The following is a 15,873-nucleotide window of genomic DNA, read 5'->3' as shown; positions in this document are numbered from 1 at the left end:
GTCCCGGCACAGCTCGCCGCCATCCCTTGCGGCAGCGTTTCCCCGTCATTGCAAGAGGTTGTCAAGGCTGAAAACATCTGATGACTGCCCGGAAAAGTTTTCTTGTCAAACGCATTAAGCAGCAGATTTTTTTATTCAAGAACCTGTGGATTGAGCATATATTCATGCTAATTTCAGCATGGATCAGCCGATGCCCAATTTACGTCAGATCAAGAGCTTCCAGGCCGTCGTGGAGCTCGGGAACTTCTCGCGCGCGGCGGAGCGCCTGCACACGAGCCAAGCGGGTGTGTCGCACGCGATACGCGATCTTGAGGCGCTGCTTGGGGCACGCCTGTTCGATCGGACCACGCGCCGGGTGGAACTGACCGAGGCCGGTCAGATCTTCGCGGCCGGAGCGCTGCCCGGTCTGGCGGAAATAGAGCGTGCCGCCGAAGCGGTGCGCGACTTGAGCCAGCTGCGCATGGGGCAGGTGCGTATCGCCGCGCCGCCGCTGTTGGGCGCGACCGTGCTGCCGCGTCTTCTGCAGGAAGTTACCAAACTCTATCCGAACCTGAAACTGCGTATCGAGGACGTGGCGACCGACCTGATCGCTCCTCGCGTGCGCAACGGCTTATGCGATATCGGTGTCGGCACGTTCAGCGCCGACGAGGAAGGGCTGGACCGTCAGCAGATCCTGAGCGACCGGCTCATGGTTTTCCTCGAGCCCGACCATCATTTCAAGTCGCTTGAGGAGGTCGACTGGAAGGCCTTGTATGACCAGAAGATTGTGGCTCTGACGCGGGAAAGCAATATTCGCCTGCTGACCGAGATCGGCTTCGAGACCGCGGGTCTGCCACTGCGACCGCATCTGGAAGTGCACCAGATCCACACCGCACTTTCGTTGGTCGAAAGTGGGGCGGGTCTTGCGGTCCTGCCCACCTATGCCTTCGCGGCGCTGAACGGCCGTCGCATCGTCGCCCGACCGCTTTCCAATCCGGCAATCACCCGCCAGGTCAGCGTGATCACGGCGCGCGAACGAACAGCTTCGCCTGCGACGACCGCCATTCGCCCGCTGCTGCGCCGCATTCTGCGGGAAATGGTACCGGAAATCCTGTGATATCGGCCCTATCAACAATACTACTCCCCTGATCCAGCAGCCGTGGAATGCTGCAGGTCCCTGCCTGGCGGGAGTTACGGATCGTCCACAAGCCATAGTCGCATCGTCAATCGCGCCCTGACGCGCCTGAAGCTAAAGCAGTTGCATTTATGGTTCACGGAATCAGGGTGTTTTCCGTCCGATGGCAATATGCACGAGACCGAAAACGCCACGTCAGTCATTTACGCACAAGGAGGCATGCGCATCGAGGAAATGCGAGCGCTCGAGAAAACCCTCCCGACGGGAGAGCGAGCGATGCGCTCGTCGAGACGGGCAAGAGCGACCCCTGCCGCAGAAATCGGCCGCAGCAGGCTCTGGATGGGCTATTTCGCGAGATCGTGACATTCAATTTATGGCTAATGATTTGTTAAGCGAACCCATATGCAGCTTAGCGTTCCGTACTTCTCATAAATGCGCTCGCGGTGGCTCACCTCCGATAAGTACCTCTTATCGATGGTTAGCCATCTTTTTGCAGCGCCTTGCCATCTGACCTCGCAAACGCTATGTTTGAGCCCACCCTCCAATGAGGAACACCATGTCCGAACCGCAGCTTTCCATACGGAGCGCGAAGGCAAGAGATCTCGCGCATGCGCTTGCGCGCCGCACCGGTCAGCCGATCAATCGGCTCGTTGAACTGGCGCTTGAACACTATGATCAGGAACTGCGTGAGAAACAGGCGCAGACCCCCGCCGATACCTTGTGGGAACTCATGGCCGAGGGCCGGCGCTCAGTGCCCGCTGGCATCACCTCTGCCCACGACGACTTCTACGACGAGCACGGCCTGCCGATATGATCGCCATCGATACCTCGGTTATCTTGGCAACGTCGTTGAATGAGCCGGAAGCCGAACTCTTCCATTCGCTTGTCGGTCGAGAGGAGATTTTGATCGGATGGCCCACCCTCCTGGAGGCCCGTATGGTGCTGACGGGTAGAAGCTTTCCCAACGCTGCAGCAATTATCAAGCAGCTTACCGAACTGCCGAATGTCACGACGGTCGTCTTTGGCGAGCGGCATTATCACGCCGCGGAGATAGCGTTTGACCAATTTGGAAAGGGACGCCACCCGGCCAGCTTGAACATGGGTGACTGCTTCTCCTATGCGGTGGCAGCGGTTGCCAGGGCGCCCTTGCTGTTCAAAGGACGGGATTTTGGTCAAACGGATCTGAAACTCCACCCTGCGTCGTCTATGGTATGACAGGCTCTCACCGGGAGCCCGTTACTCGCCGTGTCGAACAACTCGACACGATCGCCGCCGTCCTGCCGATCGACCGGCGCGACGAGCTTGCCGAACTCCTTACCGATCAGGATGTCGAGACTCTCCGTCACCTGGTCAACGAAGGCATGGGCGAAAACACGCTGCGTGCGCTTACCTCCGATCTTGCCTATCTGCAGGCCTGGTCTCTGGCCGCAACCGGCGCCTCCCTCCCCTGGCCAGCGCCAGAGGCTATGCTGCTGAAATTTGTCGCGCATCATCTGTGGCAGCCCGACCAGCGCGACATCGACCCTCTTCACGGCATGCCGGCCGATGTCGAGCAAAGCCTGCGCGATCAACGTTTCCTTCGATCGTCCGGTCCACATGCGCCCGATACGGTTCGGCGTCGTCTCGCGACATGGTCGACCCTGACGAAGTGGCGCGGGCTCACGGGCGTCTTTTCCTCCCCTGCCCTTAAGTCAGCCATCCGCCTTGCCGTGCGCGCCACCCCGCGGCCGAGGAAACGCAAAAGCGCCAAGGCAGTGACCGGCGATGTCCTGGCCAAAATGCTCGCAACCTGCAGCACGGACAGCCTGCGCGACATCCGCGACCGGGCAATCCTGATGGTGGGCTTCGCCTCCGGCGGCCGCCGACGCAGCGAGATGGCTGGTCTTCGGGTTGATCAACTGACGTTCGAGACGCCGATCGACATACCCGATGGCCCTCCTCTCCCCTCGGTCGCTATCCAACTCGGCCGCACGAAAACGTCCGGGGCGGAACACGATGAGGTGGTCTATCTGACGGGCCGGCCCGTGGACGCGCTCAACGCCTGGCTTGCGGTTGCCAGGATCGAAACGGGGAGCGTCTTTCGGAAGGTCGATCGCTGGGGCAATGTTTCCAGGCGCGCGCTGGAACCGGGAGCGATCAACGGAATCGTCAAACAGCGGGTGGCGATGGCTGGATTGGATGCGGAAGAGTTTTCGGCGCATGGCCTTCGGTCGGGATATCTGACGGAGGCAGCCAATCGCGGCGTACCGCTTCCTGAGGCCATGGAGCAATCCCGACATCGATCGGTCCAGCAGGCGTCCAGCTATTGTAACAGCCCAGCTCGGCGAAACGGTCGGGCAGCCCGTCTACTCTAGCCTCGATAAGCGACTGATAATATTTCATTATCGGACATATTCCTCATTATAGAGAAATGGCCCAAATCATTGAGCAGAACAGCGAGAATTCCGTGAAGAAGACGCCAGCGCCGTCTATCAGCACAGCGCCTGAGCGTGATGTTTCCGCGCCGGAGGTGTCGCACGACAGCCCCCTCCCCTATCTCGTCCTTGAGGATCAGACACCAGCCCATCTTGCCAGCCTTGCCGACCGAGCCCGCAGCTATGTCGAAGCCGCCAGTTCCGCCAATACGCGCAAAGCTACGCCGCCGACTGGAAGCACGTCTCCGCGTGGTGCCGGCGGTCCAATCTGGCTCCCCTCCCCCCGCATCCGCAAACCGTCGGACTTTACATCACAGCCCGCGCTTCCGACAGTGCAGCGGGCATGCCTTCACGCGGCGGCAAGGCCAACTCTGTTTCCACGATCGAGCGCCGCCTTTCCACCCTATCCTGGAATTATGCGCGGCGCGGACTCTCGCTCGCCCGCAAGGACAGGCATATCGCAACCGTCATGGCCGGCATCCGCAACAGCCATGCCCGCCCGCCCGTGCAGAAGGAAGCGGTGTTGGCAGAGGATATCATCGCCATGGTCTCGACGCTTGATGGCGGTTCGCTGCGCGACAGTGCCATGTTGCTCATCGGCTCTGCCGGTGGTCTTCGGCGCTCCGAAATCGTTGGCCTCGATCTGAAGGCAGACCAGACCGAAGATGGGCGCGGCTGGATCGTAATCCTCACTAATGGAATGCTCGTCACCCTGCGCGGTAAAACTGGATGGCGGGAAGTCGAAATTGGCCGCGGTTCTTCAGACTCCACCTGTCCGGTCGTCGCGATCGAGACCTGGGTCAAGTTCGCCAAGCTTGCGCACGGTCCCCTCTTCCGGCGGGTTACGGGACAAGGCAAGGCGGCTGGGTCAGAACAGCTGAATGACAAGGAAGTGGCTCGACTGGTGAAGCGGTCCGCGATGGCGGCTTGCGTTCGGGGTGATCTCAGCGAGATCGAGCGTGCGTTTAAGTTCTCCGGTCATTCCCTTCGTGCCGGCCTTGCTTCTTCTGCCGAAGTCGACGAACGCTACGTCCAGAAACAGCTGGGCCATGCTTCCGCTGAGATGACCCGTAGATACCAACGTCGGCGCGACCGCTTCCGCGTAAATCTGACCAAGGCTTCAGGGCTTTAATTCCCCCCCTCCCCTACATGGTCCGACCACGCGCTTGCAGAAACACCCCGCACGCATTATAGTCACTATAGTCATTTTGGTTATAGGTGAAGCGATGCAAGCATCAACGCATGATGATATGAGCTGGACGGTCGCCGGAGCGAAGGCAAAGCTTTCGGAAGTCATGGAGCGAGCGCAATCCGCACCTCAGACGATTACCCGCAGCGGAAAGCCGAGCGTGGTAGTCGTTTCTGCAGAAGAGTGGCAGAAGAAGACTGCGCGCAGGGGATCGCTCGCGGAGTTTCTGTTGGCATCTCCTCTGCGTGGTGCCGATCTGGATATTGAGCGGCAACACGACGAGCCACGTGACTTGTCGCTATGAGACTGCTCCTTGATACGAATGTTCTGTCTGAAGTTACGAAACCTCGTCCCCATGAAGGTGTTCTGAAATGGCTCCACGGACTGGACGAGGACCGCACCTTCATCAGCATCGTGTCGATTGCTGAAATTCGTCGCGGCATTGCGTTGATGGATAGTGGGCGAAAACGCGATGCCCTGAACGAATGGCTGGCGCATGATCTGCCTCAACGCTTCGAAAGCAGGATTATTCCGGTGGAAGGGCCTGTCGCCTTGGCCTGGGGCGATCTCCTGGCACTTGCCAAGCGAAGTGGTCTGGGGCTTGCCTCGATGGATGGTCTGATTGCCGCCACAGCCATCGCTCACCAGTTGACCCTTGCGACGCGCAACATCAAGGATTTCGAAGGCTTTGGAATAGACATCATTGACCCATGGGTGGACTGATCAGGCTCTTGTTTGTCGATTGAAAGGATTGGTCTCGGTGTTCTCCTACAGCTTGCTCAAAAATCACGCCGGGATCCTGCTCGTCGGGGACTACACGTCCCTGACCTAGCTGCATGAAGTCGTCCATGACGTGAATGAGCGCTCGCCGATTGTGAAGGGTTGGCCTACGATGTGCGCAAAGCATATGAGCGGCAGCGCGAGGTTATTCAGCCGCCAAAACACATTGCAGAAATCGGCGTCCGATATGGTGTCCAGATATTGTGGCCTGTCTTTATGTTGCAGCAAAGGCTGCTGAGGCAATCTCTCGCGTTCATCAATCACACTGCCAAGACACAAACCATAGCCTACGCATTGGAGGCCGTCATCGAAGATGCGTTGCGCGAGGATTTTGGTGCGCAGGCGGGGCATATCGTCGATCTCTGGCAGCGCCTTGATCGGGCACAGTCTGAAGTGTTCGACATGATCGACAGTAGAGGGGCAATCTTTTGCTCATGGACGAAGGCTGAGCGGAAGGCCGGCTTTGCGCAGCTCCTTTCGAGTTTCGATCCGATGTATGACCGCCTCTACGCTATGCGATTAAAGAACGGCGAAAAGAACCTGATCTCTCCGACAGAATTCGCGGGCTGGGAAAATGCCGAATGGCCGGATCCTCGGTGGTAAATCACGGGCTCATCAATAGTGATATCACCCGGATAGACTCCCCTCCCCTGCTCTCTGTTGAAACCGCAAGCTCGAGAACCAAGGGCAGGATTTCCGCTTATCGCTTCAACCGAAATCGGTAAGTAAAAGCCACACATGACCCGCTCCTGGAGCGAGGGAAAGCACTCCTCGTCCGAGCACATCTCGGCGCGCGACCTCATCAATCCTGATGAGATCATGCGCTTGGACCCGGACCAATTGATCCTGCTTCGACAGGGAGAGCGGCCGGCGCGCGTTCGCAATCTGCGCTACTTCGCCGATCCTGAGTTCAAGGGGGCCTTTGATCCGCCATGAGAGAGAAATGGGAGCCAGAACCAAACCGACAGAGAGTGGCCGGGATGAACGGTGCTGCCTTATCACTGTCTGGGTTCGGTATGGAATTTGCAATCCCTGTACAGGACGCGGAAGCATCAAGGGCTAGTTACCGCAGGGGCCAAATAATCTGCGTGACATCCTTGCAACCCATATCCTTAAGCAGACCGGTTTCTACGAGCAGGCGAGCTACGCCATCGAGGATACGCCGGAGTTTAACTTCACGGAATGGACGCGAACCGCTTCATACGCGCCTCTCCTGATGGAAAACGGGGGGAAAAAGCGGATCAACAATGGCCGAAAATAGTGTGCCCCCGAATTTTCTAAAACCTTGATTTTTATGAATTGGGAGTTTGTCCCAAAGGGTGTTAACCGGCTGTTTTCCTCGAATTCGAGTCCCTCCAATACGACCACCTGCAATGGGCGCCTATATCACAGGCTAGATTCTGATGACCTTACGCCCACCGGAGGAATCCCGAACTGAGCTTTGAACGCTCGACTGAAGGCCGCCTCCGATTCGTAGCCGACCTTTCTGGCAACATCGCTGACACGCGCATTGGCATGCCGCATGAACCCATGTGCCAGAGTAAGCCGCCACCGATTGTGGTAGGACAACGGCGCTTCCTTGACCAGGGCAGAGAACCGTTCGGCAAAACTGGACCTGGACATTCCAACCGCACGCGCGAGATCGACCACACTCCATTTACGGAATGGTTCGTCATGTATGGCCTTGAGGGCGCGGCTGATGCGAGGATCCGCCAACGCTCCCAACCATCCTGTATCGCTCGCGTTCCTAGTCTGCGCCCAGGTTCGAATGACGCGGATGATGAGTACGTCGATCAGGCGGGAGATCATGACGGACGAGCCTGGATGCACCGTCTGGGATTCCATCATCATGAAATGAGCCAATCCCTCAAGCCATCCGCCGGTCTGGCCACCAGACTTCTCAATATGGATCACCGCCGGTAGCGCCGAGACGACCCATGGCACGGATGCGCTCTCGAAATGAAATACGCCACCGATGGCTTTGGTCTGCTCGCCATTGCCGCCATGGCGCAGGCCCAGCCGCTCGGCCGTGAACTGCTCCTGCATCAGGAGACCGGCATTCGCCGCAATCACATCGCTGCCATCAAGCAGGATATGCCCAACGCCGCGTGGCAGCATGATCAGGTCACCGGCAATCGCATTAATTGAGACTTCACCGGCGACCCGAACGGTCAGGCTGCCCTCCAGAACCACGAAAAAATAGGCTGATCCTGGTTCGAAGCGCAGCGCCCAGGGATGGTTCAGCTCCGCGGAGAATACCAGTTCGCCACGCAGTCTCACCAGGTCGAGCATCTGGGACAACAGATCGACGCGTGAGGCAAGCATGGGAGAAAACCCGGACGATGAGGCATGCCTTGCGGCGTTCCAGTCATGGTCTTCCATCTCAGCATTCCTTAAATTCGAGAGGTCTTCAGAACGAAATATGCAGTCCGCTCAACATCCTACCGACAGACATCAGACTGTTCAGCTTCGGCGGGACGAGTGCCCAGAACATTGCAGATTATCCGAGCTGAAATCAACCGCGCCGACGCGCTATCAATGGAGTACCACAATGAAAACCCTCCTCATGTCCGCCCTCATGCTTTCCACGACCATCCTGGGCGTTGCCCCGGTCTTCGCCCAGACCACTCTGCCCGCACCGACCATCAAGAACATCGTGCTGGTGCATGGCGCATTCGTCGATGAGACCAGCTGGAATGGTGTCGCCGCCATCCTCACCGCCAAGGGCTTCAAGGTTACGGCCGTCAAGAACCCCTTGACCTCGCTTTCAGACGATGTCGCCGCCACCAATGCGGTCCTCGATGCGCAGGACGGCCCGGCCGTACTCGTCGGTCATTCCTGGGGCGGTGTTGTCATCGGGGAAGCCGGCAACCATTCGAAAGTGGCATCGCTGGTCTATGTTTCGGCGTTTGCGCCAGACAAGGGCGAGACAATTTCGGCGCTGGCAGCGAGTGGCCCCGCCACACCTGGCGTCAAGGCGATCCGGCCCGACGCCAAGGGCTATCTCACCATTGACCCCGCCGTGTTCCCGAGCGCCGTGGCAGGCGACCTGCCCAAGGAGATCGGCGAGCACCTGGCGGCACACCAGATGCCGATCAACCACACAGCCTTCGATGCTCCGGCCGAAGTCGCCGCCTGGCATGACAAGCCGAGCTGGTACGTTCTGAGCGCGCAGGACCTCGTCCTTGATCCCCATGCCCAGGCCTTCTTCGCAGAGCGGATCAAGGCCAACGTAACGAAGGTTGAAGGTAGCCACGCGTCGCTTGCCTCGCATGCCGCAGAAGTCGCCGCGGTCATCGAAGCGGCCGCAGGGGCTAAGTAATCGCGTGCTTCGACGCCGCCGCCAACTTTATGGCAGCGCCACCATCGCAATATCGTGTGCCCCTGAACTTCTCTGAGGGCGGGGGGTACACGAGGCTTGAGTGCGCTATTGATCTGCTCAGGATCTGGCCTTCGAAACAGCTTCGACAAAGTCGTGCTGCCGTTTAACAAATGAGAGGCGGGTTAAACCCGCCTCTTCTATTTCATTCCGCCGCGAGTTGCTTTGCGCTCAGCCGCAGGGCTGCAGCCCGGCGATGCCCCTCCAGCTGTTCAGTGGCGCTCTGGCGGACAGCTGCCGGAGCGACTGCTGCGACACCACGCTCGTCCAGCCATTGGTGAGTAGCGATCTTGACGTATGATCCGACCCAAAGGCCACCGGTGTAGCGACCGGCCGCCATGGTAGGCAGTGTGTGGTTCGTACCGCTGCACTTGTCTGAATAGACGACGCTTGCCAGTTCACCGATGAAGATCGAACCATAGTTGCGAAGCTTCTTGGCCATAGCCATCGGATCGCGTGTGTGCACCTGTAGGTGTTCCGTTGCAATGAAATCCGAGTAGGCGATCATCGTCTCTTCGTCTTCAACGACCGTGACTTCGCCGTAGTCCCTCCATGCAACGCCGGCGACGGGAGCGGTCGACAAGGTCTCAAGCTGCTTTTCGACTTCCCGGATCGTATCTTGTGCAAGCTGGCGGTCGGTCGTGACCAGGCCGACGCGGGTACGGACGTCATGCTCGGCCTGGGCCAGCATATCGGTCGCCAAGGTAGCCGGATTTGCTGTTTCGTCTGCAACGATAAAGATTTCGCTCGGCCCTGCCAGTTGGTCGATACCGACCTGTCCGAAGACCTGTCGCTTGGCCTCATTCACAAAAGCATTACCCGGACCAACAATCTTGTCGACTGCCGGAATGGTCTCGGTTCCGTAGGCCATTGCAGCAATTGCCTGGGCGCCACCGACGCGGAAAATGCGGTCCGCACCGGCCAGATGGCAGCCTGCAATCATTGCAGAGTGTGCATTGGGTGGAAGGCAGGCGATGACCTGGTCACATCCAGCAACCTTGGCGGGAACAATCGTCATGACAGGCGCCGACAGCAGCGGGTAGCGCCCCCCCGGGACATAGCAGCCGACAATTTCAATCGGAATGACCCGGTGGCCAAGATGCAGACCTGGAAGCGCCTCAATCTCCAATGGAAGGATGGTCGCTAGCTGCGCCTCGGCAAACCGGCGTACATTCGCGATGGCGAATTCGGTATCTTCGCGGGTCTGTGGATCGAGATCGGCGACAGCCTTGAGCTTCTCTTCCTGGCTAACCTCGAAATTGGTCACCTCAGCCTTGTCGAAGGCGACGGAATATTCGCGCACGGCGGCATCGCCACGCTCACGGACATTTGCAATAATGTCCTTGACGGTCTTTTCGACTGGAGCCGTATCTGAGACGGCATCTCGTGTCGGTTGCTTGATCTGGATAAACTTGCCTTTCAGCGCATCGAGACGCGACGTCATCAAAACCTCCTGTGTGGGATGATCGGCGCCAACATCTGCCAAGGTGGGCGGCCCCGCAATTGCTCACAAACCATCTGTTCATTATATTCACCACTGGAGTTGATCTTCGGCAGCGTTCGGTATCCCCATGGGATATCCGGTGTCATTTTCAGCCACCAGATGAAATCAGGGAACTGACCGATGCCAAAAATTGGTAGCAAGCTTCGTGAACTTCGCCGCCGCCGCGATCTGGGCGTTCGAGAGCTGGCAGCCCGCTCTGGAATATCCCATTCCACGATTTCGCTTATCGAGCGTGACAAGATGAGCCCATCCGTCGATACGCTGGGAGCGGTCCTCGATGCCTTGGGAACAACGCTCCCTGGCTTCTTCTCCGATCTGCAATCAAGCCTGCCATATTCGCCATTTTATGCGTCAGCGGACCTCGTTGAGATTGGAAAGATTGATACAATCTCGTATCGCGTTGTCGGGCTCGATCATCCGAATAGACAGCTTTTGATGCTACATGAGCGTTATGCACCTGGAGCCGATACAGGGGAAGAGTTCACCCACGCGGCCCAGGAGGCAGGCATGGTGCTTTCCGGTGAGGTCGAGATCACCGTCGGCAATCAGAAGAAAGTGCTCAAACCCGGTGATGGCTATTATTTCGATAGCCGCTTGCCTCACCGTTTCCGCAACGTTCACGACGGGCAAAGTGAGATCCTTAGCGCCATAACACCGCCCACCTATTGAGGATGGCCAATCCACTCACCACTGGTGAGTATAGTGACCATGCCTGCCAATGCCGCTTCCCAAAGTTTTGAAACGTGCTTTGCTAGTGGTCGGTCGACAACACAAAGGGGAGCGTCCTATGAAAATTTTGAAAGCTGCTGTCATTGCATCCACCGTCCTTGCGGCGGGTGGTTTCGGGGCGCAGGCCCGTGATCTCACTGTTGTGTCCTGGGGTGGAAATTTCCAGGATGCCCAGCGAAAAATCTTCTTTGAACCTTTTGCTGCTGAAACCAAAAAGCCGGTTCTCGATGAGAGCTGGGATGGTGGCTACGGTGTTCTTCAAGCGAAGGTGAAGGCAGGAGTCCCGAACTGGGATGTCGTTGAAGTCGAGGCGGAAGAACTGGCCCTTGGTTGCGCCGACGGCATTTACGAAAAGCTGGATTGGGACAAGCTGGGCGGCAAGGATACATACCTTCCTGCAGCCGTCAGCGAATGCGGCATTGGCAATATCGTCTGGTCGACAGGTCTGTCCTATGACGGCGAAAAGCTGGCCGAAGGCCCCAAGACATGGGCCGATTTCTGGGACACCGCGAAGTTTCCGGGAAAGCGTGGCCTTCGCAAAGGCCCCAAATATGCTCTCGAATTCGCCCTGATGGCTGACGGCGTTCCCGCGGAACAAGTCTATGAAGTCCTGAGCGGCGAAGGCGGCATTGACCGTGCATTCAAGAAGCTCGACGAACTCAAGGCAGACATCATCTGGTGGGATGCCGGGGCACAACCGCTCCAGCTCCTTTCATCCGGCCAGGTTGTCATGACGTCCGCCTACAACGGTCGCATCAGCGGAATCAATCGCTCGGAGGGCAAGAAGTTTGGCTTCGTTTTCCCGGGAAGCGTCTACGCTATCGACAGCTGGGTTATCCTGAAGGATAGCCCGAACAAAGACGCAGCGATGGACTTCATCGCATACTCCAGCAAGGCCGAAAACCAGGCAAAGCTTCCTGAATTCATCGCTTACGGTCTACCGAATCTCGGTGCGACGAAGCTTGTGCCTGAACAGTTCCAGAAAGAACTTCCGACCACTGAGGAAAACATCAGCGGTGCGATTGCGCTTGATGTCGATTTCTGGACCGACAACTCGGAAGAGCTGACGCAGCGCTTCAACGCCTGGCTCGCTCAATAAGCGCCAGCGCACGCACGCCATGATATCCGTTGCCCATTGTGGGCAACGGAGCATTCTTCGGATGCGGGAGGGCAGGATGCGTTATCAAAACGAACGTAGGTCATTATGAGCGACGCATTTATTAAGTTCGACAAAGTCAGCAAAGCGTTCGGCATCATGACCGTCGTTGACAATCTTGACCTGTCTATCGGCAAGGGGGAGTTTGTCAGCATGCTGGGGCCGTCCGGGTCCGGCAAGACGACACTTCTCATGATGCTGGCCGGCTTCGAAAATCCCTCCAGTGGTGCGATTTCCGTCGGTGGAAAACGTGTCGACGCGTTGCCACCCCATAAGCGCAACATGGGCGTTGTCTTTCAAAACTATGCCTTGTTTCCGCATATGTCAGTGGTGGACAACGTCGCGTTTCCGCTCAAAATGCGCGGTGTTTCCCGGCGTGAAATCGTGGAACGCGTGACAAGAGTTCTCGACATGGTTCAGCTCGGCGCTTTCCACGACCGTCGGCCGATCCAATTGTCGGGCGGCCAGCAGCAGCGCGTGGCGCTCGCTCGCGCTCTGGTATTCGAACCGGAAGTCGTCCTGATGGACGAGCCGTTGGGCGCTCTCGACAAGAAGCTGCGCGAACAGATGCAGATGGATATCCGCGATCTCCATCATCGCCTTGGCCTGACGATTGTGTTTGTCACCCATGACCAGTCTGAGGCCCTGACAATGTCGGACCGGATCGCGATCTTCAATCACGGCAAGATCGAGCAGATTGGCGGCCCGTCCGAAATCTACGATCGTCCAAAGACCCAGTTCGTCGCACAATTTATCGGCGAAACAAACCTCTTGAGCGGCAAGGTCACCGGGTCCTCCAATGGCGTTTTGAACGTTATTCTAGAAGGCGGCCACGCGATCAGGGTGTCGTCAGACACCGCACTGGAATCAGGTAAGCACGTGAAAGTTTCGGTTCGCCCGGAACGTATAGAGCTTGGGCTGTCCGGCGAGGGACACAACGAACTGAAGGTGAAGGTCACCGACATTGTATACCACGGGGACCACCTTCAGGTCCAAGCGGACGCCGGAAGCAGACCGCTGGTTGTCAAGGCGAGGCGCCAGGCGACGACGCCCCAGATAGGGCAGGATACGATTGTGTCGTTTGGCCCCGAACACTGCTGGATTGTCTCATGAGCCAGGGTCTATGGTCCTCTAAACACCTGAAATCCTTCGCGCTTATCGCGCCGCTTGCTCTCTTTCTGATCTTTTTCTTCGTCGCTCCTCTTTTGACCATGATGAAGACGGCGGTATCCGATCCCGTCGCGTCCAGGGCGCTGCCGACTGTTTCTGAAGCGTTGGCCAAATGGGATCGCGCAAGCGTGCCTCCCGCTGATGCACAACAAGCATTCGCCAATGACATCCGAAATATCACCGATGACGAGCTTTTCGGCGATCTGGTGCGTCGGCTGAACAGCGCAAAGTCCGGTTTTCGCACGCTGATGACAAAGACGCGCAACGCTGTCACCGAGAATGAGGATCTGACCGATCTCGTGTCCGTCGACAAGCGGTGGGCGGACCCCGCTTTCTGGATCGCCATCCAAGACGCGGCAAGTGCCTCTCTCACGGATCGAAACCTGCTCGCGGCTGTCGATTTGCAGCGTGATGTCAATGGTCACATTGTCAATGCGCCGGTCGGCACATCGGCCAATCGGACGACGCTCTTCCGGACCATGATCATGGCAGGTGTCGTGACCCTCTGCTGTATAGCAGTCGGCCTTCCATTTGCGATGGTTGCCGCGTCAACTAGCGGCTGGAAACGCCAGCTCCTCCTGGGCGCTGTACTTCTCCCGCTCTGGACGTCGCTCCTGGTGCGAACCGCTGCCTGGTACATCATCCTGCAGGACAATGGGCTGATCAACCTGACGCTTCAGACGCTCGGTCTGACAGATGGCCCGGTCCCGTTGATCTTTAACCGGCTCGGCGTGGTGATCGCGATGACCCACGTGCTGCTTCCCTTCATGGTCTTGCCAATCTTCAGCGTCCTGATCGGCATTCCCAAAAACCTGATGCCTGCCGCAGCATCGCTCGGGGCGCCACCGGTCAGAGCATTCCTGCTTGTATTGCTTCCACTCAGCCTTCGCGGTGTGGTGTCAGGAGCCTTGCTCGTTTTCATGAGCGCCCTCGGCTACTACATCACCCCGGCACTTATCGGCGGGGCCAAAGACCAGATGATCAGCTCGGTGATCGCTTATTATGCAACAGGTGCTGCGAACTGGGGCATGGCCGGCGCTCTTGGTATCGTGCTTCTGGCGGCAACCATGATGCTTTATGTCGTCTACCTTCGTCTTTCTGCGGAGGAGGTCCGCACATGAAGGCGCTTCCCATCAGCAAAGCAGTCTTTGGAACCGCGGTCATCATTTTCCTGATGGCTCCCCTGTTCGCCATTCTTCCGCTTGCCTTCACCGACAGCGTCTTCCTGAATTACCCGATTCCCGGGTTTTCGCTTCGCTGGTTCCACGAATTGTTCACTGCCAACGCCTGGCGTCGGTCGATCGTCAACAGCCTGCTGATTGGAACGGGAACGACAGCGCTCGCAACCATTCTCGGGACAATTGCAGCTCTCGGATTGCGCGGGAATTCCGTGTCGCTGCTGTTCAGCTTCTTCCGCATGGTATTTCTGCTGCCGATGGTCGTTCCTGCGGTCGTCCTCGGCGTCGGCATGCAATTGATGTTCGCTCAATATGGCCTCGCCAATACGTATCTGGGCGTCATCATTGCTCACACTGTCATCGCGATCCCATTCGTTGTCGTCAACGTGACTGCCGCGCTTCAGGGCATCGATCGTCGCCTGGAAAATGCCGCAGCAAGCCTTGGCGCGTCGCCCGCGGTTGTCCTGCAGCGCGTGACTTTACCCCTGGCCATGCCCGGCATTGTGTCCGGTGCAGTGTTCGCCTTTGCCACGTCCTTGGATGAAGTCGTCCTGACCTTGTTTGTCGCCGGACCAAACCAGCGAACTGTGGCGCGCCAGATGTTTTCGACAATCAGGGAGAATATCAGCCCGGCAATTGCTGCCGCCGCATTCCTCTTCATCATTGGAACTGTCGTCATCGCTGGTCTGGCGCTGCTGGCTCAAAGGAGGACCCAGCGCGCATAGCGAAAAGGTTTGATGCAAAGCGTGATCCCAGGCCCGTACGCCAAGAGGCGGGCCCACCTGGCCGCGCCTCCGGGCGCGGCCTTCTTCTGTTGCGACCCGGTCTGTTCATTTGTGACCGATCGCCTATCTGAACTACCCGAAAAACAAGACTTTCCGTTGCGTGGAAAGGCTCAGAAATCGATTTCGAGCCCGTCCTCACAGAAGTCGAACTTGGCAGGTTCCGATTCACTGCCGTCTGCATAGGTCGCCTTCACCCACTGAGCGCAGCTATCGCTATTCGTGCTTTGGTCCCACACGAGATTTGCAGTCGCACCGGGCTTGATGCCGGCGCCAATGTCAAAATAACCCCAGTCACTCCTATTTTCGGACACCAGTACTTCGGTAATTGCCGAGGAGGTGGTGTTGGTGGCGGTAAATGAAAACTCTGCGGCATGGGAAACATTGGATAGCGGTCCGCTCCACACGATGCTGAAAGCTGCAACAAAGCCCAGGCGGGCGCGATTGAAATTCATGTTCTGTCCCCAAACACGTACGA

17 protein-coding genes and 1 pseudogene are annotated in these 15,873 nt (G+C 57.9%); 15 read left to right on the top strand and 3 right to left on the bottom strand.

Annotated elements, in window-relative coordinates; all coding sequences use genetic code 11:
- The first annotated feature begins 178 nt into the window (after positions 1-178).
- From LQ231_RS20420 to LQ231_RS20380, 9 genes and pseudogenes are all read left to right on the top strand, one after another.
- Positions 179-1,096: a LysR family transcriptional regulator gene (locus tag LQ231_RS20420; RefSeq protein ID WP_230173600.1), complete on the top strand. Its 918-nt coding sequence runs from the start codon at positions 179-181 to the stop codon at positions 1,094-1,096.
- Positions 1,097-1,670: 574 nt separating this feature from the next.
- Positions 1,671-1,928, top strand: coding sequence for a type II toxin-antitoxin system VapB family antitoxin (locus LQ231_RS20415; protein ID WP_230173599.1), 258 nt, complete (start codon positions 1,671-1,673; stop codon positions 1,926-1,928).
- On the top strand, positions 1,925-2,329 hold the full coding sequence (locus LQ231_RS20410; protein ID WP_230173598.1) for a type II toxin-antitoxin system VapC family toxin: 405 nt from the start codon (positions 1,925-1,927) through the stop codon (positions 2,327-2,329). The genes LQ231_RS20415 and LQ231_RS20410 overlap by 4 nt, the downstream gene beginning before the upstream one ends.
- Positions 2,326-3,468, top strand: a complete 1,143-nt coding sequence (locus LQ231_RS20405) for a tyrosine-type recombinase/integrase (RefSeq protein ID WP_230173597.1) — start codon at positions 2,326-2,328, stop codon at positions 3,466-3,468. Before LQ231_RS20410 ends, LQ231_RS20405 begins: the two co-directional genes overlap by 4 nt.
- Positions 3,469-3,524: 56 nt before the next feature.
- Positions 3,525-4,660, top strand: a pseudogene (locus tag LQ231_RS20400) (tyrosine-type recombinase/integrase).
- Positions 4,661-4,754: 94 nt separating this feature from the next.
- Entirely contained in the window at positions 4,755-5,021 is a 267-nt protein-coding gene (locus LQ231_RS20395; protein WP_230173595.1) for a type II toxin-antitoxin system Phd/YefM family antitoxin, read from the top strand.
- Positions 5,018-5,440 carry a type II toxin-antitoxin system VapC family toxin gene (locus LQ231_RS20390; RefSeq protein ID WP_230173593.1) on the top strand — a complete coding sequence of 141 codons (423 nt, stop codon included), beginning with the start codon at positions 5,018-5,020 and terminating at the stop codon, positions 5,438-5,440. Before LQ231_RS20395 ends, LQ231_RS20390 begins: the two co-directional genes overlap by 4 nt.
- Positions 5,441-5,599: 159 nt before the next feature.
- Complete coding sequence (locus LQ231_RS20385) at positions 5,600-6,100, top strand: hypothetical protein (protein ID WP_230173591.1); 501 nt, start codon at positions 5,600-5,602, stop codon at positions 6,098-6,100.
- A 135-nt stretch (positions 6,101-6,235) separates the two neighbouring features.
- Entirely contained in the window at positions 6,236-6,433 is a 198-nt protein-coding gene (locus LQ231_RS20380; RefSeq protein ID WP_230173588.1) for a type IV secretory system conjugative DNA transfer family protein, read from the top strand.
- Between the two features lie 450 nt (positions 6,434-6,883).
- Here the strand turns inward: LQ231_RS20380 and LQ231_RS20375 are convergent, their stop codons facing one another.
- Positions 6,884-7,879 carry an AraC family transcriptional regulator gene (locus LQ231_RS20375; RefSeq protein ID WP_230173587.1) on the bottom strand — a complete coding sequence of 332 codons (996 nt, stop codon included), beginning with the start codon at positions 7,877-7,879 and terminating at the stop codon, positions 6,884-6,886.
- A 169-nt stretch (positions 7,880-8,048) separates the two neighbouring features.
- On the opposite strand from LQ231_RS20375, the gene LQ231_RS20370 reads away from it, so the two are divergent.
- Complete coding sequence (locus tag LQ231_RS20370) at positions 8,049-8,819, top strand: alpha/beta hydrolase (RefSeq protein ID WP_230173586.1); 771 nt, start codon at positions 8,049-8,051, stop codon at positions 8,817-8,819.
- 202 nt (positions 8,820-9,021) lie between these two features.
- On the opposite strand, the gene hisD is transcribed toward LQ231_RS20370, so the two are convergent.
- The gene (gene hisD / locus LQ231_RS20365; protein ID WP_230173585.1) at positions 9,022-10,320 is read right to left on the bottom strand and encodes a histidinol dehydrogenase; all 1,299 of its coding nucleotides are present in this window, start codon (positions 10,318-10,320) and stop codon (positions 9,022-9,024) included.
- 180 nt (positions 10,321-10,500) lie between these two features.
- On the opposite strand from hisD, the gene LQ231_RS20360 reads away from it, so the two are divergent.
- The 5 genes from LQ231_RS20360 (at position 10,501) to LQ231_RS20340 (ending at position 15,338) form a co-directional block, all read left to right on the top strand.
- Positions 10,501-11,049, top strand: coding sequence for a cupin domain-containing protein (locus LQ231_RS20360; protein ID WP_230173584.1), 549 nt, complete (start codon positions 10,501-10,503; stop codon positions 11,047-11,049).
- A 118-nt stretch (positions 11,050-11,167) separates the two neighbouring features.
- A complete protein-coding gene (locus LQ231_RS20355; protein WP_230173583.1) occupies positions 11,168-12,208 on the top strand; it encodes an ABC transporter substrate-binding protein in 1,041 nt (346 codons plus the stop codon).
- Between the two features lie 105 nt (positions 12,209-12,313).
- Positions 12,314-13,378: an ABC transporter ATP-binding protein gene (locus LQ231_RS20350; RefSeq protein ID WP_230173582.1), complete on the top strand. Its 1,065-nt coding sequence runs from the start codon at positions 12,314-12,316 to the stop codon at positions 13,376-13,378.
- Positions 13,375-14,556, top strand: coding sequence for an ABC transporter permease (locus LQ231_RS20345; RefSeq protein ID WP_230173580.1), 1,182 nt, complete (start codon positions 13,375-13,377; stop codon positions 14,554-14,556). The genes LQ231_RS20350 and LQ231_RS20345 overlap by 4 nt, the downstream gene beginning before the upstream one ends.
- The gene (locus tag LQ231_RS20340; RefSeq protein ID WP_230173577.1) at positions 14,553-15,338 is read left to right on the top strand and encodes an ABC transporter permease; all 786 of its coding nucleotides are present in this window, start codon (positions 14,553-14,555) and stop codon (positions 15,336-15,338) included. The genes LQ231_RS20345 and LQ231_RS20340 overlap by 4 nt, the downstream gene beginning before the upstream one ends.
- Positions 15,339-15,508: 170 nt before the next feature.
- Here the strand turns inward: LQ231_RS20340 and LQ231_RS20335 are convergent, their stop codons facing one another.
- Positions 15,509-15,850, bottom strand: coding sequence for a hypothetical protein (locus tag LQ231_RS20335; RefSeq protein ID WP_230173575.1), 342 nt, complete (start codon positions 15,848-15,850; stop codon positions 15,509-15,511).
- Positions 15,851-15,873: the final 23 nt, after the last annotated feature.

Origin of the sequence: Rhizobium sp. CECT 9324 (genome assembly GCF_918741265.1) — a bacterium.
Classification (GTDB): domain Bacteria; phylum Pseudomonadota; class Alphaproteobacteria; order Rhizobiales; family Rhizobiaceae; genus Allorhizobium.
The sequence above is the reverse complement of the archived record's forward strand: the minus strand, read 5'-3'. Positions and strand labels throughout refer to the sequence as shown.

What these genes read in the sequence shown, in the direction of transcription:
- LQ231_RS20420 (WP_230173600.1), top strand. Translation starts at nt 179, where the DNA reads ATGGATCAGCCGATGCCCAATTTACGTCAGATCAAGAGCTTCCAGGCC.
- LQ231_RS20415 (WP_230173599.1), top strand. Translation starts at nt 1,671, where the DNA reads ATGTCCGAACCGCAGCTTTCCATACGGAGCGCGAAGGCAAGAGATCTC.
- LQ231_RS20410 (WP_230173598.1), top strand. Translation starts at nt 1,925, where the DNA reads ATGATCGCCATCGATACCTCGGTTATCTTGGCAACGTCGTTGAATGAG.
- LQ231_RS20405 (WP_230173597.1), top strand. Translation starts at nt 2,326, where the DNA reads ATGACAGGCTCTCACCGGGAGCCCGTTACTCGCCGTGTCGAACAACTC.
- LQ231_RS20395 (WP_230173595.1), top strand. Translation starts at nt 4,755, where the DNA reads ATGCAAGCATCAACGCATGATGATATGAGCTGGACGGTCGCCGGAGCG.
- LQ231_RS20390 (WP_230173593.1), top strand. Translation starts at nt 5,018, where the DNA reads ATGAGACTGCTCCTTGATACGAATGTTCTGTCTGAAGTTACGAAACCT.
- LQ231_RS20380 (WP_230173588.1), top strand. Translation starts at nt 6,236, where the DNA reads ATGACCCGCTCCTGGAGCGAGGGAAAGCACTCCTCGTCCGAGCACATC.
- LQ231_RS20375 (WP_230173587.1), bottom strand. Translation starts at nt 7,879, where the DNA reads ATGGAAGACCATGACTGGAACGCCGCAAGGCATGCCTCATCGTCCGGG.
- LQ231_RS20370 (WP_230173586.1), top strand. Translation starts at nt 8,049, where the DNA reads ATGAAAACCCTCCTCATGTCCGCCCTCATGCTTTCCACGACCATCCTG.
- hisD (WP_230173585.1), bottom strand. Translation starts at nt 10,320, where the DNA reads ATGACGTCGCGTCTCGATGCGCTGAAAGGCAAGTTTATCCAGATCAAG.
- LQ231_RS20360 (WP_230173584.1), top strand. Translation starts at nt 10,501, where the DNA reads ATGCCAAAAATTGGTAGCAAGCTTCGTGAACTTCGCCGCCGCCGCGAT.
- LQ231_RS20355 (WP_230173583.1), top strand. Translation starts at nt 11,168, where the DNA reads ATGAAAATTTTGAAAGCTGCTGTCATTGCATCCACCGTCCTTGCGGCG.
- LQ231_RS20350 (WP_230173582.1), top strand. Translation starts at nt 12,314, where the DNA reads ATGAGCGACGCATTTATTAAGTTCGACAAAGTCAGCAAAGCGTTCGGC.
- LQ231_RS20345 (WP_230173580.1), top strand. Translation starts at nt 13,375, where the DNA reads ATGAGCCAGGGTCTATGGTCCTCTAAACACCTGAAATCCTTCGCGCTT.
- LQ231_RS20340 (WP_230173577.1), top strand. Translation starts at nt 14,553, where the DNA reads ATGAAGGCGCTTCCCATCAGCAAAGCAGTCTTTGGAACCGCGGTCATC.
- LQ231_RS20335 (WP_230173575.1), bottom strand. Translation starts at nt 15,850, where the DNA reads ATGAATTTCAATCGCGCCCGCCTGGGCTTTGTTGCAGCTTTCAGCATC.